The organism is Rhizobium sp. NXC24 (assembly GCF_002944315.1).
Classification (GTDB): domain Bacteria; phylum Pseudomonadota; class Alphaproteobacteria; order Rhizobiales; family Rhizobiaceae; genus Rhizobium.
The window spans coordinates 3,675,275-3,691,330 of record NZ_CP024311.1; the positions used below are offsets into that span (position 1 = coordinate 3,675,275).

Genomic DNA, 16,056 nt, shown 5'->3' on the forward strand with positions numbered 1-16,056 from the left:
AATACGGGCTGAAAGGCTTGCACGGATAACCTCCGGACAAGCCTTTTTCCATGCCCGGTTTGTTCCTCGAACTGGTGGCATCACCCAGGATAAAAAAATGCTGACGTCACGCTATACGCTTGTCTACGTTCTGCTGATGACGCTCGTCGTCGTCGCCTCCAACATCCTCGTGCAGTATCCGCTGCAGGCTGAGCTCGCCGGTATCAATCTCGCCGACATCCTGACCTGGGGCGCTTTCACCTATCCCGTCGCCTTCCTGATCACCGACCTGACCAACCGCCAGTTCGGGCCGAAGGCCGCGCGCAAGGTGGTCTTCGCCGGCTTCGTCGTCGGCGTTACGCTATCTTTCTTCACCGCACAGCCGCGTATCGCGATCGCCTCCGGCTCAGCCTATCTCGCTGGCCAGCTTCTCGATATCTCGGTCTTCAACCGCCTGCGCCGTATGGCCTGGTGGCGCGCGCCGCTGTTCGGTTCGCTGATCGGCTCGATGCTGGACACGGTGATGTTCTTCTCCTTCGCCTTCGCGCCCTTCTTCGTCTTCTTCGGCCCCAACGATCCCTTCGCAATCGACTGGGCGCCAATTCTCGGCACTTTCTCGACCTCGGCGCCGCGCTGGATTTCCTGGGCGATCGGCGATTTCTCGGTGAAGATGACCGTCGGCTTGGTCATGCTGCTGCCCTATGGCGCGCTGATGAACGTGTTGAAGCCGACGCAGCCGGTCCGCGCCGCGTAAACAGCTACCCATGCGATTTCATGAAAGCCCGCAAGTCGCGGGCTTTCTCATTTCTGGCTGACCAGCTTCTCATCCCTCAGCCGGAATTCCAGCATCAGGCTTCGCTGCAGGATCGAATGATTGTCGTCGGAGACCATGATCAGGTGGATCGCGCCATCGGCGGCGCGGAAGGCGTCCAGTCCTTCCATATTGTCGATCTGCAGATTGGACCCTGCCTGGAAGATGACGTTGCCGTCGACGACCGCGCCCGGCTTGATATCGCCGCCCGCGATGCGGCGGATACGTACGCCGATACCGTGCGCCAGATCGAAGCGCCGCTCCAGCAGCAGTAGATCGCCGTCGGGTAGGAAAACACCGTCGCTGGCGTCGAAATCGTCGTAATGGCGCACGGTAAAGCGGCCCTTCAACGGTCCGTCCAGAATCGCCGCCAGCATGTTCCCCTGATCGTCCAGGCTGCGCTCCGCGACGATCACCGCTGCTCCCGCAAGCGGGCTCGATTGCGGTGCAGTCATCAGGGCTTCCAGGCTGCGGTTGCCGCGCAATAGTTTCTTCGGAATTAGGATCGGAACGCTGCCGTCGGGCGGAGAAGTCTCGAAACCAGGATCGGGATAGGTGTCGACGCGATGATTCTGCTCATAGCTGACGAGCACATGGTTTCCCCGCAGCGCCAGCCCTTCCGCATCCATCGCGCCTTTGCCGGCATCCGTCTCGCCGAAGCGATCGATCATCGGCATGATGTGGGCATCGACAATGCGCCTCAGCCTGCCGTCCTCATCGCGCTCGATGGCCCCCGTCAGCCAATGACCGGTATCCAGGACCGAAACGAAATGACGCTGATCAGGACGGAAGCGGATGGCGGAGAGGGCGCCGAGAAGTGCGTTGCCGGAGCTGAGTTCAAGACCGCCGAGAAATTCGAGCGCACCGAACCGTGTCTGTTCGGAACCGGGCTTGAATGCCGTTATCGCCGTCGCGTGTATTTCCGCCGGCCCACCTTCCGACGTATCCATAGAGCCGCAGCCGGCGAGCAGCATCACAAGCATGGTCGCGCGGCAAAGGCGTTTCATGGGCTCTCACGGGGCCTTGCAACTAGAGCAATTCCAGGAAAAGTGCGTAGCGGTTTTCCGTCCGGAATTGCGTTAAAACAAAGAGATGGAGCAGTTCAGCGATTCCGTGAAGCGATGAACAGCTCTAGGCGGAAAATCGGCGGAAGCACCGGCCGGAAGGCCGATACAGGTTGGACTATAGGCTGTTCAGCTTGCGCGACGCATACGCGGCAGGCTGGCCTGATCCTCAAACAGCGATGCGAGCTGTTCGGTCATGGCGCCAGCCAACTCGTCGGCATCGACGATCGTCACGGCGCGGCGATAATAGCGAGTGACATCATGGCCAATGCCGATTGCCAGCAGCTCCACGGGCGACCGCGTCTCGATCTGCTCGATCACGGCGCGCAGGTGCCGCTCCAGATAGTTGCCCGGATTAACCGACAGCGTCGAATCATCGACCGGCGCGCCGTCCGAGATCATCATCAGGATGCGGCGCTGCTCGCGGCGGCCGAGCAGGCGGTTATGGGCCCAGATCAGCGCCTCGCCGTCGATATTTTCCTTGAGCAGGCCTTCGCGCATCATCAGGCCGAGATTGGTTCTCGCCCGTCGGTAGGGCTCGTCGGCCGATTTGTAGATGATGTGGCGGAGATCGTTGAGCCGGCCGGGCGTCTGCGGCTTGCCGCCGGCGAGCCATTTCTCGCGTGCCTGTCCGCCCTTCCAGGCCTTGGTGGTAAAGCCGAGGATTTCGACCTTGACACCACAGCGTTCCAGCGTGCGCGCCAGAATATCAGCGCAGGTCGCGGCGACGGTAATCGGCCGGCCGCGCATGGAACCGGAATTGTCGATCAGCAGAGTCACGACCGTATCGCGGAATTGCGTGTCGCGCTCCATCTTGAAGGAGAGCGCCTGCATCGGATCGATGATCAGGCGCGTCAGGCGCGCCGGATCGAGATACCCCTCTTCCAGGTCGAAATCCCAGGCGCGGTTCTGCTGCGCCATCAGCCGGCGCTGCAGGCGGTTCGCAAGCCGCCCTACGGCGCCCTGAAGATGCGCGAGCTGCTTGTCGAGGAAGGCACGCAGGCGCTCGAGCTCCACCGTGTCGCAGAGTTCCTGCGCCGTGGTCGTCTCGTCGAACTCCTCGGTGAAGACGTGGTAGTCGACCTTTTCGTTGAAGTCGGCGAAGGGCGTATTCGGACGGCGGGTCTCTCCCGGCGTTTCCGAATCCTCTTCGCCCTCTTCGCTCATGTCGTCGTCGGAGATTTCGGCGCCATCCATCTCGCCGTCGTCCATCTGCTCATCGGAAGCTTCGCTGTCCTCGGCAGGCGCGGAGTCGGAACCGTCGTCGCTCTCGACGTCCTGATCATCCTGATCTTCGCCGCTCGGCTTGTCCTCCTCGGCAGACTCCTCATCGGAATCCGGCTCCATGTCCTCGTCGCCGTATTCCTCGGCCATGTCCATGGCCGTGAGCATATTGCGGACGACGCGGGCGAAGCTCTGCTGGTCGTTGATGGCAGAAAGCAGATTGTCGAGTTCGCCGCCGGTCTTGTCCTCGATAAAAGGACGCCAGAGGTCGAGCACCTTGCCGGCGCTTTCCGGCGGCCGCTGACCGGTCAGCTTCTCGCGCACGATCATCGCCATGGCCTCGCCGATCGGCGCGTCTTCCTGCCGCTCGATACCGGAGAAATTCGCCTTGGCGTATTTCTCCGAATTCATCGAATTGAGGTTGGCCGCCATGCCGCTCATGCGCAATGCCCCGATCGATTCCACGCGGGCCTGTTCGACGGCATCGAAGATGGAGCGCGCCTCGGCGCCCTGCGGCGCCATGGTGGCGTGGACGCGGGCGTCGTGGCAGGCAAGCCTCAGCGCCATGGAATCGCCAAGGCCGCGCGTCACCGCCAGCTCATGCGCCGTCGGCCGCTTCGAAAGCTCCGGCAGGCGAATGCGCTCGCCCGTCATCCCCGGGCGTTCGTTGGCGAAGGCCACTTCGACCTCGGCATCGCCGGCGATCGAGCGCACGCAGCCGGTAATCGCCCGACGCAACGGCTCCATGTCCACCGGAGCGCCCGGCTTCGCTTTGGAATTGTCTCCGCGACCTGCCATGACTTGCTGCCTCTTCTCTTAGGCTTCGAGCACGATGTTGGCGGCGCTTTCCTTCAGCTCGACGCCGAAAGCGCGCTGATATTGCTCGGCGACCAGCGGCCGCTCCAGCTCATCGCACTTGTTGAGGAAGGTCACACGGAAGGCAAAGGCGACATCGCCGAAGATTTCCGCATTTTCCGCCCAGGTGATGACCGTACGCGGGCTCATGACGGTGGAAAGATCGCCGTTCATGAAGGCCGCGCGGGTCAAATCGGCGACGCGCACCATCTTGGACACGGTATCGCGGCCTTTCTCCGTGCGGAAAGACTTTACCTTCGCCAGCACGATATCGACTTCGTTGTTGTGCGGCAGGTAGTTCAGCGTCGTCACGATCGACCAGCGGTCCATCTGCGCCTGGTTGATCTGCTGCGTGCCGTGATAGAGGCCCGTCGTATCGCCGAGACCGATGGTGTTGGCGGTCGCAAACAGGCGGAAGGCCGGGTGAGGACGGATAACACGGCTCTGGTCGAGCAGCGTCAGGCGGCCGGACGATTCCAGCACGCGCTGGATGACGAACATGACATCCGGGCGGCCGGCATCGTATTCGTCGAAGACGAGCGCGACATTGTGCTGATAGGCCCAGGGCAGAATGCCGTCCTTGAATTCGGTGACCTGCAGGCCGTCCTTGACGACGATGGCATCCTTGCCGACGAGGTCGATACGGCTGACATGGCTGTCGAGGTTGATACGCACGCATGGCCAGTTAAGGCGGGCTGCGACCTGCTCGATATGCGAGGACTTGCCGGTGCCGTGATAGCCGGAGATCATCACGCGGCGGTTATGGGCAAAGCCGGCGAGGATGGCGAGCGTCGTCTCGCGATCGAACAGATAGTCGGTGTCGAGGTCGGGCACATAGGCATCGCCCTTGCTGTACGCCGGAACGCGGATATCGGAATCGATTCCAAAGACTTCACGGACCGAAACGGTCGTGTCGGGAAGCTCGGAAATATCAAGGTCAATCTTGCTCATCATGTCTCCAAGGCGGGCGACTGTCACCCAGCCATATCAATCTCAGCTTTTTTCATCCGTGACGCCGCAGCTTATTGTCCGCATCCGTCCGGTCGGGACATCGGCGATACTTCTCCGGGACTGAAGCGAAACCTCGGCGCGATGAAATGATCGCTTACGAGCATTCTGGAACTGAGTCCCGGACAAGAAACGCCGCGCCCGGAAAGTTGACCGAGGTGCAGCCAGCCAAAAGCGCACCTTGCCGCAGTCGCCTGCGGCCTCAGCCGATTTGGACCATACCTGATTGAAGACGGAGAGCAAGGACAGGAATTAACAAAAACCGTTCTGCTTCAACAATTGATAGGCCTGAATGACCGCGCGAAACCGTTCCTCCGAGCCGCGATCGCCGCCGTTGGCGTCCGGATGGTGCTTTTTCACCAGTTCCTTGTAACGGCTCTTGATCTCGGCGCTGGTGGCATTGGCACCCAGCCCCATCGTGTCGAAGGCTTTCGCCTCGAGCGTCTTCAACTTGCGCTCCTGGGGGAAGCGCGGACCGCGTCCCTGCCCCTGCCCGTCCTTGACGAAACCGAAGGGATCGCGAACGCGGGAATAGGAACCGGAGCGGATGTCGGATTGCAGCGGGCTGTTGCGGGCCGACTTATTGACGCCGACGGTCCAGGTCGGGCGATGACCGGTGATGGCTTCCTTCTGGTAACGCGCGATCTCACCGTCCGAGAGGCCGGAGAAATAATTGTAGCCCTTGTTGTAATCTTTGACGTGCTCGAAGCAGAACAAAAAGAACTGCCCTTCCGCATTGCGCCCGACCGGCGCACGATGCGTACCCTTTTTGTCGCAGCCGTCCCATTGGCACGTCGGCGGAGCCTGTTCGGCCTCCGGCTCGCGCTTGCGGCGGGTTCGAATGCGATCGAAATATTTTGAATCGAGTCTCATGGCGCCCTAATTATGGGGCCTCAGCCACCCCACAACAAGAATTGACAAATGGGAATGTTGCAGGCTTTGTGAAACCTTTTTCGCGAACGAGGTGACGGCGGGAATATGGAAACGACGCTTCAATCCCGCATTGAGAAAAAGCTCAACGACGCCTTCGCGCCCGAGCGTCTCGCTGTCATCAACGAAAGCCATATGCATGCCGGCCATCAGCCCGATATGACCGGAACGGGCGAAACTCATATAAGGGTTCGCATCGTCTCCGCCAAGTTCGCCGGCATGACACGCCTTGCCCGCCATAGGGCAATAACCGAGCTTTTGAAGCCGGAACTCGATGCCGGCCTCCATGCCCTGGCCGTGGAGCCGGCAGCACCGGGCGAAGCGGTGCGGTGGTAACCAGCTACTCCGGCTTCCCCTCTTCCGTTTCCGCTGGCCTGATCCTGATCTTGGTGATGCGGTTCTTCTCCCGCTTCATGACGATGAAGCGCTTGCCGTAGAAGGTGAACGCCTGGCGCTCTTCCGGAATGGTCATTGATTCGTGAATGACGAGGCCGGCGATCGTCGTTGCCTCCTCGTCCGGCAGATCCCAATCGAGGGCGCGGTTCAGATCGCGAATCGGCACGACGCCATCGACGACGATCGAACCATCGGCCTCCTGCCGCACGCCCTGAATATCGAGATCGTGCTCGTCGGCAATATCGCCGACGATCTCCTCCAGAATATCCTCCAGGGTGACGATGCCCTGCACTTCGCCATATTCGTCGACGACGACGGCGAAATGCTGCTTGCGGCGCAGGAAGGCATTGAGCTGATCTTCGAGATTGGTGCTGTCGGGCACGAACCAGGGCTTCTGGGCGATCTTGACGATATCGAGGTTTTCTGGCTCGACATTCCGCTCCGCCAGCGCCCTCAACAGATCCTTGGCATGCACGACGCCGATGATGTTGTCGATCGTACCGCGCCAGAGCGGCATGCGCGTATAGGGGCTGTCGAGAATAGCCCTCACCACGACTTCCGGCGGATCGTCGGCATTGATGGCGCGCATTGCCGTGCGATGGACCATGATGTCGGAAAGCTCCAGCTCGCCGAGATCGAGCACACCGCCCAGCCGGTCGCGGTCCGCCTTGACCACCGAACCTTCGCGATGCAGCAGATCGACGGCGCCGCGCAATTCGTCATACGCCGACAGCATCGACACTTCCCTGGAGAGATTGACACCGAAGATGCTCAGTATCTGACGCACGATGGCGTTGACGACGCTCGACACCGGCCCGACGACGATGACGAAGAGACGTATCGCACCGGCGACATTCAGCGCGAAGCGGTCCGGCGTCGCAATGGCCCAGCTCTTCGGCAGAACCTCGGCGAAAATGACAAGGATGACTGTCATGGCGGCAGTGGCGATCGCCACACCGGAGTTGCCGAACAGGCCGAGGAACAAGCTGGTCGCAAGCGACGACGACAGAATGTTGGCGAGATTGTTGCCGATCAGCAGCGCGCCGATCAACCGGTCGCGACGCTCGATCAGCAGCCGCACGATGCCGGCGCGGCTGTCACCGTTGGCTTCCAACGTGTGGATGCGGCTACGCGAAGCCGCCGTCAGCGCCGTCTCCGAGCCGGCGAAAAAGGCCGAAAGCAGCACCAGCGCGATGATCGAGATGATCTCGGGCCAATATTCCCACAGAACAGCCAGGGTGCTTTCGACCGTCATTGCGGATGTTTTTCCCTTAGGAAACTGAGAACTTCGGAGGAAGGAACGTCATCGGCGACGAAGGATTGCCCGATGCCGCGGGTCAGGATGAAGGTTAGCTTGCCGCTCTTGACCTTCTTGTCCTGGGCTATCGCGTCCATCAGTACCTCGGCCGGCGGCAGCTCGCCCGGAATGTCGCCCATCCGCGTCGGCAGGCCGACCGCCTTCAGGTGCGTCTCGACTCGGTTCGCGTCGTCGGGGCTCGCCAGATTGAGGCGCGAAGAAAACTCGTGCGCCAGCACCATGCCGATCGAAACACCCTCGCCATGCACCAGCCGCCGGCTGTCATAGGCGGTGGCCGCCTCCAAGGCATGGCCAAAGGTGTGGCCGAGATTGAGCAGCGCCCGCGGACCGTTTTCGCGCTCGTCGGCAACGACGACGTCGGATTTTGCCTGGCAGCTCGCAGCAATCGCCTCGATGCGCGCCTCGCCGCCGGAGAACACCTCTTTCCAGTTGGCTTCCAGCCAGGCGAAGAAATCCGGCTTGTCGATCAGGCCGTATTTGGCAACCTCGGCATAGCCGGCGCGGAATTCGCGTTCGCTGAGCGTATTCAGCACGTCGGTATCGGCGAGCACGAGATCGGGCTGATGGAAGACGCCGACAAGGTTCTTGCCGTGGTGGGTATTGATGCCGGTCTTGCCGCCGACAGAAGAATCCACCTGCGACAGCAGCGATGTCGGCACCTGCACGAACCGGACGCCGCGGCGCACGATGCCGGCAGCAAAGCCGGCGAGATCGCCGATCACGCCGCCACCAAGCGCGATGACGGCATCGTTGCGCTCGACACGGGCGGTCAGCACGGCATCGCAGACGGCCATCAGATGCTCGAAGCTCTTGGTCTTCTCGCCGGCCGGCAGCACCAGCTTCGACGGCTGAATACCGGCTTCTTGAAGGCTCGCAATCAGGGCATCGAGATAGAGCGGCGCGACATTTTCGTCCGTAATGACAGCCGCTCTGCGGCCCTTCAGCCTTGCTGCGATTTCCTTGCCGGCGCGCGCAATCAGGCCAGGGCCGATCAGAATGTCATAGGCGCGCTCGCCGAGGGGCACGCGGACGAGACGCTCGGCCGATGCCGATGGGATCGCATTCATGGTGTCTTGCTTTCTTCTTTCCCCTCGACGATGGCAGCAAGGACTTCCTTGACCATAACTTCCTTGCCCACATCGCGGGACAAAACCGTGAGATCGGCTTCCGCATAGATCGGATAGCGCGCATTCATCAGCTTTTCGAGGGTCTGCTTCGGATTTTCGGTTTTAAGCAGCGGTCGCGTATCGCGCTTGTTGACCCGCTCCCAGAGCACGTCGAGATCGGCTTTCAGCCAGACCGACAGGCCGCTGCGTTTGACGTGCCGGCGCGTGCGGTCGTTGATGAAGGCGCCGCCGCCGGTGGAAACGACGCGAGGGCCGCCCTTAAGCAGCCGCTTGATCACCCGCGTCTCCAGCGCCCGGAATTCGTCTTCGCCGTAGGCCTCGAACAGCTCGGCGATCGTCATGCGCGACACGCGCTCGATCTCGATATCCGTATCGACGAAGGGAATGCCGAGCTGATGCGCGACCAGCCGGCCGACCGAGGATTTTCCGGCCCCCATCAACCCGACGAGGACAAGATTGCGCGTACCCAATACGGCACGCGCTCTGTCTCTAAGGCTTTCTGCAAGGGTCAGTACTTGTTCACTCATCGGCCCATTCACAATTTGTTTGGAAACGGTATCGTCAAATGCGCCTGTAGCGTCAAGACGCCGCAACATAAACATGTCTGCAATATCCTTCGGCTAACGCTTGTCGGATATGATTACAGTATAGCGTCGGACCAATGATTGGGACGAGGAGAGTTTCTGAATGCCGACCCTGTTTCGCTTCCTTGTCATCTGTGCGGTGATCGCCGGATCGGTCTATGGAGCAATGTGGGCCCTTGTGCTCTTCGTCGATCCGCAGCCGCGTGATGTGACGATCCGCATACCGTCTGAGCGCGTCAACCCGCCGGCGACCGGTTCGGTGAAGCCGTGAGCGCGGAGTTTGCCGTGAAGGACCTGGGCCGCGTCCATATGGAAGCCTTCCTCGAAATGATGAGCGCCGAACGCGGCGCGGCGGTCAACACGCTGCAGTCCTACGAGCGCGACCTCGACGATCTCCATTCCTTTTTGTCCGAGCGCAACGTCCGCCTGACGGAAGCGGCATCGAACGATCTCGGCGCCTATCTCTCCGGTCTTTCCCGCCAGGGCTTCAAGCCTTCGTCGCAGGCCCGCCGCCTGTCGGCCATGCGCCAGTTCTATAAATTTCTCTATGCCGAGGGTCTGCGCACCGATGATCCCACCGGCATTCTCGACGCGCCGAAGAAAGGCCGCGCCCTGCCGAAGACCATGGGTGTCGACGAGGTGACGCGCCTTCTCGCCCAGGCCGAACACGAAGCTGCCGTCGAAGGTCCCGATCAATTGCAGCATCTGCGCATGCTGGTTCTGCTGGAGCTGCTCTATGCCACCGGCATGCGCGTCAGCGAACTCGTTTCCCTGCCGGCGAAAGTCCTGCACCAGGAAGGGCGCTTCCTGATGATCCGCGGCAAGGGCAACAAGGAGCGGCTGGTGCCGCTGTCGCAATCGGCGATCGCTGCGCTGAAGACCTATGGCCGCCGACAGGCGCTGGAGGTGGCAAAGGCCAAGCAGCCCGCCCCGGAAAGTCCATGGCTCTTTCCCGCGGCCTCCAAGCAGGGCTATCTGCCGCGCCAGGTCTTTGCGCGGGATTTGAAGGATCTTGCCATTCGCGCCGGGCTGACGCCCTCTTTGATCTCACCGCATGTCATGCGCCATGCCTTTGCCAGCCACTTGCTCGCCAATGGCGCGGACCTCCGCGTGGTGCAGGAACTTCTTGGCCATTCCGACATTTCGACCACACAAATCTACACACATGTGCTGGAAGAACGGCTTCACCAACTGGTGCAAACGCATCACCCCCTTGCCAAACAGGCCAAAAAACGGGAATAGGACCGGCACACAGGCTATACGTGCCGTCTCTCGTCACGGGCAAAAGGATCGGAAACGCACCTCATGCACAATTATCTCGACTTCGAAAAACCCATCTCGGATCTCGAAGGCAAGATTCACGAGCTGAAGAAACTGGCAAGCGAAGACGAGAGCATCGATACGTCCGACGAAGTCGGCCGGCTCGAAATTCGCGTCCGCGAAGCCATGGCCGATATCTATTCGAAGCTCAATGCCTGGCAGAAGACGCAGGTCGCCCGTCATCCGCAGCGCCCGCATTTCGTCGATTATGCCGGCGCGCTGTTTACGGAATTCACGCCGCTCGCCGGCGACCGCAAGTTTTCCGAGGATGCCGCCATCCAAGCGGGCTTTGCCCGTTTCCGCGGCCAGCCGATCGCCATCATCGGCCAGGAAAAGGGCAATGACACCAAGACGCGCCTGAAGCACAATTTCGGCAGCGCCCGTCCCGAGGGCTACCGCAAGGCGATCCGCATCCTGGAAATGGCCGATCGCTTCGGATTGCCGGTTGTTACCCTGGTCGACACGGCCGGCGCCTATCCCGGCGTCGGCGCCGAAGAGCGCGGCCAGGCGGAAGCAATTGCCCGCTCCACGGAAATGTGCCTGGGCGTCAAGGTGCCGATCATCTCGGTCGTCATCGGCGAAGGCGGGTCGGGCGGCGCAATCGCGATTGCCACCGGCAACCGCGTCTATATGCTCGAACATTCGATCTACAGCGTGATTTCACCCGAAGGTGCCGCCTCGATCCTCTGGCGCGATTCCACCCGTGCCAAGGAAGCAGCCACCAATATGAAAATCACGGCCGAGGATCTGAGGGGGCTCGGCATCATCGATGGCATTATCCCCGAACCGCTCGGCGGCGCGCATCGCGATCCGCAGACCGTGATTGCGGCGACGGGCGACATGATTTCCAACGCGCTCGGCGAACTTTCCAGCCGTTCGGGCGAACAATTGCGCAGCGACCGCCGCCAGAAATTCCTCAATATGGGTCGCAATCTCTAACTTCAGTTAGAGACTCGTGATCTCTCAAAACGGGAATGAGGCCAAATCTTGGCCACATTCTTGTTATCGAAACGCTTATGACAAAGAAAAGCTTGCGGCCATGCCGCGGGCGCGTCATAGGCTGGTAAGGAATTGTCAAGTATAAGCCGTCTATGATTCTGTTTCATGTTTCGATTGGGGGCGGCGAAACAGATCGTGCAGCCGCTCTTCGTGTCTATGGGCTAAGTCAGAATGCGCTTCCGTCACCTCGCCTATGTTTCCCTGATGGCGCTGGCTCTCGCCGGCTGTAACGACACGCTGGAATCCGCGTCGGTCGATCTGTCGACGGTGAAAAACAAGGTCGAGCAGCCGCTTCCGAGCCACATCCTTGCCGACATGACGAAAAAGGGCATGGACCGCAATTCGCCGATCATGATCCGCATCTTCAAGGAAGAAGGCGTGATGGAGATCCTCAAGGCGAACCAGAGCAATCGCTTCGAGGTCATCGCCGATTACAAGATCTGCGCCTGGTCTGGCCGTCTTGGCCCGAAGGTGAAGGAAGGCGACCGGCAAGCGCCGGAAGGCTTCTACATGCTGACGCCGGCCAACCTCAATCCGAATTCCAAATATTATCTCGCCATCAACACCGGTTTTCCGAACCGTTATGACGCGGCCAATGGACGCAGCGGCGCCAATCTGATGATCCATGGCGCCTGCTCGTCATCGGGCTGCTATTCGATGACCGACCAGCAGGTGCTGGAAATCTATGCCTTCGCGCGCGACGCGTTCAAAGGCGGCCAGAAGGCGATCCAACTCGAGGCCTTCCCCTTCCGCATGACCGCGGAAAACATGGTCAAGCATCGCCTCAGCCCCAATATCGAATTCTGGAAGATGCTGAAGGTCGGCTACGACAATTTCGAAGTGACGAAGCGTCCGCCGGAAGTTGAGGTCTGCGAGAAGAAATACGTCTTCAACCAGCAGGCCGCCGGCCCCTTCAACGCCGGCGGCAAATGCCCCGTCATGACCACCCCGCCGGCCCTGCAGACCGCGCTGCTGAGCCACGACAAGCAGTATGACGCCGACTACAGCGCCGCTCTGAAGAAATACGACGGCATGGCCTGGTACGACCCGACCGAAGCCGAACGCAAGGCTGTCGTCGCCAAGCAGCGCAAGGGCCACGATCTCGCCTATGCACCGACCGGCACCGCACTTGCGGCCGGCAAGATGATGAAAGTGGCCGATCTGGAGACGATGATGTCCAACCAGTCGGCGCAGCAGGTCGCCCGTGGCACCACCGTCGCCAATCCGACGACCGCAAGCATCCGCATGGCCGGCAACGGCCTTGCCACGCAGCCGGCGGCTCCGGCCGGCGGCCCCGTGGTCGCCACGGCCGTCCCGGCGAACGTGCCGATCCCGATGGCAAACCCCATGGTCAATCCGCTCGCCTATGCACCCCCGCCCGTCGAAACAGCCCAGACCGAGCCGGCCAAGAAGCCGCCCTTCTGGAAGTTCTGGGCCAAGAGTGAATAGCCTGACCGACGAGGTTTACGATCTGCGCGGGCTGAAATGCCCGTATCCGGCGATCAAAACGGAAAAACGCCTGCGCGGCATGCCGAGCGGCGCGGTTTTGACGGTGGAGACGACGGACCCGCTTGCCGTCATCGACATTCCCCATCTCTGCAACGAGCAGGGCCATACCTTGCTCACAAGCGAAAAAACCGAACGCGGCCATCGCTTCGTGATCCGCAAGGGATAGCGATTTTCACCTGGAGCGCATCTTTGCTCTACCTTCTCCCCAACGGGGAGAAGGTGCCCGAAGGGCGGATGAGGGGATCCGCGACGCGGGCCTTGAGCGGTAAGCGAAAGGCAATTCTCCTTACGGTGCAACGCCCCCTCAACCGCGCTGACGCGCTACCTTCTCCCCGTCGGGGAGAAGGTAAAGGCGCCTCAGAACCGCATCCCCGGCACGGCGAGCGGATTGTCCTGAAGTGCGGCGCGATCCGGCGTGTCGACACGCGGCTTGCTCAGGAACGCATCGAACAAGCCCTTCACGAAATCCTCGGGCAGATCCTTGGTGATGATCACCATGCGCGTGCGCCGGTCGTCGGGATTGGGCCAGGCGGGCAGGCGCACCGGCGGATGGAAAATATTCTGCACGCCATGCAGTACGACCGGACGTTCCGGCCTGTCGGACATGGCAACGATGGCTTTCATCCGCAGCAGCTTTTCGCCATGCGCGGAACGCAGGAGGTCGATGAACATTTCCAGCGCGATCGGGTCAATCGGTTGGCTCTCGACGATCGAGAAAGAGCGGATCGACTCGTCGTGACGGTTCACATCATGATCGTGCTGATGCCGATGGCCATGATGATGGTGGCCATGGCGATGATGGCCGTGCCCCTCGTGATGATGGTGGTGATCGTCCCCATGGTCGTGATGATGGTGATCATGGTCATCATCAGCCTCGAGCTCGTCTCGCAGCCAGCGGCCGACATCGGCGATCTTGGACGCCGGATCGTAAAGGCCGTTGACGAGAATGGCGGCATGGCCCGCCTCGTTGCTGTCGGCGTTCAAGATTTGCGCCCGCGGATTGAGCGCCCGCAACCGGCTCTCCAGCATGTCGACGGAAACGGCGCCTTCCAAACCGGTCTTGGAGACGATCAGCCGGTCGGCGACTGCCACCTGCTTGCGCGCCTCTTCGTGATTGTCGAGCGTCTGCAACCCATTGACCGCATCGACGATGGTGATCACGCCATCCAGGTCGAAATTGGCGGCGATGATCGGATTGCCCATGATCGACTGCATCACCGGCGCCGGATCGGCAAGGCCGGTCGTTTCGACGACGACGCGCTTCAGCGGCCGGATGCGGCCGGTCTGCATGGCGTCCATCAGATTAGCGAGCGTATCCACCAGCTCGCCGCGCACCGTGCAGCAGAGGCAGCCATCGGAGAGCTCGATGATGGAATCGCCGGAGCTTTCGACCAGCAGGTGGTCGATGCCGACATCGCCGAATTCATTGATGATGACAGCGGCGTCCCGCATCTCCGGATCCTTGAGGATGCGGTTCAGCAATGTCGATTTACCGGCCCCGAGAAAACCGGTCAGGATCGAAACCGGCACCCTCTCCTGCGGAACGCTCATGGTTCAGGTCCGATCAGTAAGTGGGGCGCGGCATGGGAATGGGTATGCCGGTGACATCGCCCGTGGCGGCAATCTTGTCGCCCTTCACGGCCTTGTCGCCCTTTGCCGTCACATCGTCCTTGTCGCCTTTGCTCGCGGTCGCGACGTCCTGACCGCCGATCAGGCCGGCATAGACGAAATTCGGCTCGTGATCCATTTCATGGATGTAGGGCGACTGTACCTTTGTGCGGCCGGTGGGATCACGGGTTTCGCTGCGGTGTTGTGCGCCCTTGGCGCTGCAGATGTCGGCAGTGACGTCGGCAACCTCGTCCTGGCCGGTTCCATAGGGCTGCAGGCTTGCCAAGGTGTCCCGCCCGGAGAACTGGTTCTCGAAACCCTTTTCCAGGAAATTGGCGGAATCGTCGGCGCGTGCGGCAAGGCTGTCCGTTCCGAGAACGACGGAGACCAGGGTGCGGCCGTTGCGAGTGGCCGAGGCGATCTGGTTGAAGCCGGAAGCGCAGATGAAACCGGTCTTCATGCCGTCTGCGCCGTCGAAGCGGCCGATGAGCATGTTGATGTTCTGCACCTGCTTGACGCCGTTGGTGAAGCCTTCCAGCGAGAAATAGCCGGCATATTGCGGGAACTCGCGGCGCAGCGCCACGCTGACAACGGCAAGATCGCGCGCCGTGGTGTACTGACCCTTGCCCGGCAAGCCGTTGGGATTGATGAAATGCGTGTCACGCATCCCGAGGCGGGCGGCTTCCGCATTCATGCGCGCGACAAAGCCCGGCTCGGAACCGCCAACCGTCTCGGCGATCGCCATGGCAAGGTCATTGGCGGATTTGATCAGCATCATCTTCAGGGCGTTGTCGAGCGTCAGCTTCTGCCCCGGCTTGAAATACATCTTCGCCGGCGGCTGCGAGGAGGAAAGCTTGGACATGACGACGGGCGTATCGAGCGTGACCTGGCCGGACTGGAGGGCGCGGAAGGTGACATAGACCGTCATCAGCTTGGTCAGCGAGGCCGGATACCACTTTCTGAAGGCGTCTTCATGATCGAGCACGCGGCCGGTGCTGACATCGACGAGAATATGCGGATTTGCCTCGGCCACATGCGCGGTCGACAGGAAAAGCATGGATGCGGCTGCGGCCATGGGAACCAGCCGCAGGGCGGCATACAAACGATTCTGCTTCGTCAGCACGGTCTATCCTTCAGAAGTCCGGAATTTTCTCGAAAGCTCCCCCTATTTAACCTATATGGCTAAGAGAAGGCAAAGGCGATTGACGACTTTATTGCCAACGGATCACAGCCTTGTGATCACGCGCACGGCATCAAAAAGTGCGATGTGATATTGAGGGTTGTGCGCCGGATGAAATTGCTAAACCGAATCCGATATTGAGCA

Annotated in this window: 16 protein-coding genes; 7 read left to right on the forward strand and 9 right to left on the reverse strand. The window is 61.0% G+C overall.

What is annotated here, in order from left to right:
* The first annotated feature begins 97 nt into the window (after window positions 1-97).
* Window positions 98-733, forward strand: a complete 636-nt coding sequence (locus NXC24_RS18020; RefSeq protein ID WP_104824538.1) for a queuosine precursor transporter — start codon at window positions 98-100, stop codon at window positions 731-733.
* Window positions 734-780: 47 nt separating this feature from the next.
* On the opposite strand, the gene NXC24_RS18025 is transcribed toward NXC24_RS18020, so the two are convergent.
* The 4 genes from NXC24_RS18025 to NXC24_RS18040 form a co-directional block, all read right to left on the reverse strand.
* Window positions 781-1,797, reverse strand: coding sequence for an esterase-like activity of phytase family protein (locus NXC24_RS18025; RefSeq protein ID WP_104824539.1), 1,017 nt, complete (start codon window positions 1,795-1,797; stop codon window positions 781-783).
* A 186-nt stretch (window positions 1,798-1,983) separates the two neighbouring features.
* Window positions 1,984-3,876, reverse strand: a complete 1,893-nt coding sequence (gene cobT, locus NXC24_RS18030) for a cobaltochelatase subunit CobT (RefSeq protein WP_104824540.1) — start codon at window positions 3,874-3,876, stop codon at window positions 1,984-1,986.
* 18 nt (window positions 3,877-3,894) lie between these two features.
* A complete protein-coding gene (gene cobS / locus NXC24_RS18035; protein ID WP_104824541.1) occupies window positions 3,895-4,884 on the reverse strand; it encodes a cobaltochelatase subunit CobS in 990 nt (329 codons plus the stop codon).
* A gap of 309 nt (window positions 4,885-5,193) precedes the next feature.
* Window positions 5,194-5,814 carry a J domain-containing protein gene (locus tag NXC24_RS18040; protein ID WP_104824542.1) on the reverse strand — a complete coding sequence of 207 codons (621 nt, stop codon included), beginning with the start codon at window positions 5,812-5,814 and terminating at the stop codon, window positions 5,194-5,196.
* Between the two features lie 105 nt (window positions 5,815-5,919).
* On the opposite strand from NXC24_RS18040, the gene NXC24_RS18045 reads away from it, so the two are divergent.
* Window positions 5,920-6,207: a BolA family protein gene (locus tag NXC24_RS18045; protein ID WP_104824543.1), complete on the forward strand. Its 288-nt coding sequence runs from the start codon at window positions 5,920-5,922 to the stop codon at window positions 6,205-6,207.
* A 4-nt stretch (window positions 6,208-6,211) separates the two neighbouring features.
* On the opposite strand, the gene NXC24_RS18050 is transcribed toward NXC24_RS18045, so the two are convergent.
* The 3 genes from NXC24_RS18050 to NXC24_RS18060 are packed head-to-tail and all read right to left on the reverse strand — an operon-like array spanning window position 6,212 to window position 9,239.
* Complete coding sequence (locus NXC24_RS18050; RefSeq protein WP_104824544.1) at window positions 6,212-7,522, reverse strand: HlyC/CorC family transporter; 1,311 nt, start codon at window positions 7,520-7,522, stop codon at window positions 6,212-6,214.
* Entirely contained in the window at window positions 7,519-8,652 is a 1,134-nt protein-coding gene (gene aroB / locus NXC24_RS18055) for a 3-dehydroquinate synthase (RefSeq protein ID WP_104824545.1), read from the reverse strand. Before aroB ends, NXC24_RS18050 begins: the two co-directional genes overlap by 4 nt.
* Window positions 8,649-9,239, reverse strand: coding sequence for a shikimate kinase (locus NXC24_RS18060; RefSeq protein ID WP_104825234.1), 591 nt, complete (start codon window positions 9,237-9,239; stop codon window positions 8,649-8,651). The genes aroB and NXC24_RS18060 overlap by 4 nt, the downstream gene beginning before the upstream one ends.
* A gap of 160 nt (window positions 9,240-9,399) precedes the next feature.
* Between NXC24_RS18060 and NXC24_RS35495 the strand changes: the two genes are divergently transcribed.
* From NXC24_RS35495 to NXC24_RS18080, 5 genes are all read left to right on the forward strand, one after another.
* Window positions 9,400-9,567, forward strand: a complete 168-nt coding sequence (locus tag NXC24_RS35495) for a hypothetical protein (RefSeq protein ID WP_028754795.1) — start codon at window positions 9,400-9,402, stop codon at window positions 9,565-9,567.
* Window positions 9,568-9,581: 14 nt separating this feature from the next.
* A complete protein-coding gene (gene xerD, locus NXC24_RS18065) occupies window positions 9,582-10,538 on the forward strand; it encodes a site-specific tyrosine recombinase XerD (protein WP_104824546.1) in 957 nt (318 codons plus the stop codon).
* A gap of 63 nt (window positions 10,539-10,601) precedes the next feature.
* Window positions 10,602-11,555: an acetyl-CoA carboxylase carboxyltransferase subunit alpha gene (locus NXC24_RS18070; RefSeq protein WP_104824547.1), complete on the forward strand. Its 954-nt coding sequence runs from the start codon at window positions 10,602-10,604 to the stop codon at window positions 11,553-11,555.
* Between the two features lie 231 nt (window positions 11,556-11,786).
* Window positions 11,787-13,064 carry a murein L,D-transpeptidase family protein gene (locus NXC24_RS18075; protein ID WP_104824548.1) on the forward strand — a complete coding sequence of 426 codons (1,278 nt, stop codon included), beginning with the start codon at window positions 11,787-11,789 and terminating at the stop codon, window positions 13,062-13,064.
* A gap of 1 nt (window position 13,065) precedes the next feature.
* Window positions 13,066-13,290 (forward strand): sulfurtransferase TusA family protein, encoded by a 225-nt coding sequence (locus tag NXC24_RS18080; protein WP_199773585.1) that lies wholly within the window; start codon window positions 13,066-13,068, stop codon window positions 13,288-13,290.
* Window positions 13,291-13,481: 191 nt separating this feature from the next.
* Here NXC24_RS18080 and NXC24_RS18085 read toward each other — a convergent pair whose 3' ends face one another.
* Both NXC24_RS18085 and NXC24_RS18090 read right to left on the reverse strand, forming a co-directional pair.
* Window positions 13,482-14,675, reverse strand: a complete 1,194-nt coding sequence (locus tag NXC24_RS18085; protein WP_104824550.1) for a GTP-binding protein — start codon at window positions 14,673-14,675, stop codon at window positions 13,482-13,484.
* A gap of 13 nt (window positions 14,676-14,688) precedes the next feature.
* The gene (locus tag NXC24_RS18090; RefSeq protein ID WP_199773586.1) at window positions 14,689-15,807 is read right to left on the reverse strand and encodes a D-alanyl-D-alanine carboxypeptidase family protein; all 1,119 of its coding nucleotides are present in this window, start codon (window positions 15,805-15,807) and stop codon (window positions 14,689-14,691) included.
* Window positions 15,808-16,056: the final 249 nt, after the last annotated feature.

What these genes read in the sequence shown, in the direction of transcription:
- NXC24_RS18020 (WP_104824538.1), top strand. Translation starts at nt 98, where the DNA reads ATGCTGACGTCACGCTATACGCTTGTCTACGTTCTGCTGATGACGCTC.
- NXC24_RS18025 (WP_104824539.1), bottom strand. Translation starts at nt 1,797, where the DNA reads ATGAAACGCCTTTGCCGCGCGACCATGCTTGTGATGCTGCTCGCCGGC.
- cobT (WP_104824540.1), bottom strand. Translation starts at nt 3,876, where the DNA reads ATGGCAGGTCGCGGAGACAATTCCAAAGCGAAGCCGGGCGCTCCGGTG.
- cobS (WP_104824541.1), bottom strand. Translation starts at nt 4,884, where the DNA reads ATGAGCAAGATTGACCTTGATATTTCCGAGCTTCCCGACACGACCGTT.
- NXC24_RS18040 (WP_104824542.1), bottom strand. Translation starts at nt 5,814, where the DNA reads ATGAGACTCGATTCAAAATATTTCGATCGCATTCGAACCCGCCGCAAG.
- NXC24_RS18045 (WP_104824543.1), top strand. Translation starts at nt 5,920, where the DNA reads ATGGAAACGACGCTTCAATCCCGCATTGAGAAAAAGCTCAACGACGCC.
- NXC24_RS18050 (WP_104824544.1), bottom strand. Translation starts at nt 7,522, where the DNA reads ATGACGGTCGAAAGCACCCTGGCTGTTCTGTGGGAATATTGGCCCGAG.
- aroB (WP_104824545.1), bottom strand. Translation starts at nt 8,652, where the DNA reads ATGAATGCGATCCCATCGGCATCGGCCGAGCGTCTCGTCCGCGTGCCC.
- NXC24_RS18060 (WP_104825234.1), bottom strand. Translation starts at nt 9,239, where the DNA reads ATGAGTGAACAAGTACTGACCCTTGCAGAAAGCCTTAGAGACAGAGCG.
- NXC24_RS35495 (WP_028754795.1), top strand. Translation starts at nt 9,400, where the DNA reads ATGCCGACCCTGTTTCGCTTCCTTGTCATCTGTGCGGTGATCGCCGGA.
- NXC24_RS18070 (WP_104824547.1), top strand. Translation starts at nt 10,602, where the DNA reads ATGCACAATTATCTCGACTTCGAAAAACCCATCTCGGATCTCGAAGGC.
- NXC24_RS18075 (WP_104824548.1), top strand. Translation starts at nt 11,787, where the DNA reads ATGCGCTTCCGTCACCTCGCCTATGTTTCCCTGATGGCGCTGGCTCTC.
- NXC24_RS18085 (WP_104824550.1), bottom strand. Translation starts at nt 14,675, where the DNA reads ATGAGCGTTCCGCAGGAGAGGGTGCCGGTTTCGATCCTGACCGGTTTT.
- NXC24_RS18090 (WP_199773586.1), bottom strand. Translation starts at nt 15,807, where the DNA reads ATGGCCGCAGCCGCATCCATGCTTTTCCTGTCGACCGCGCATGTGGCC.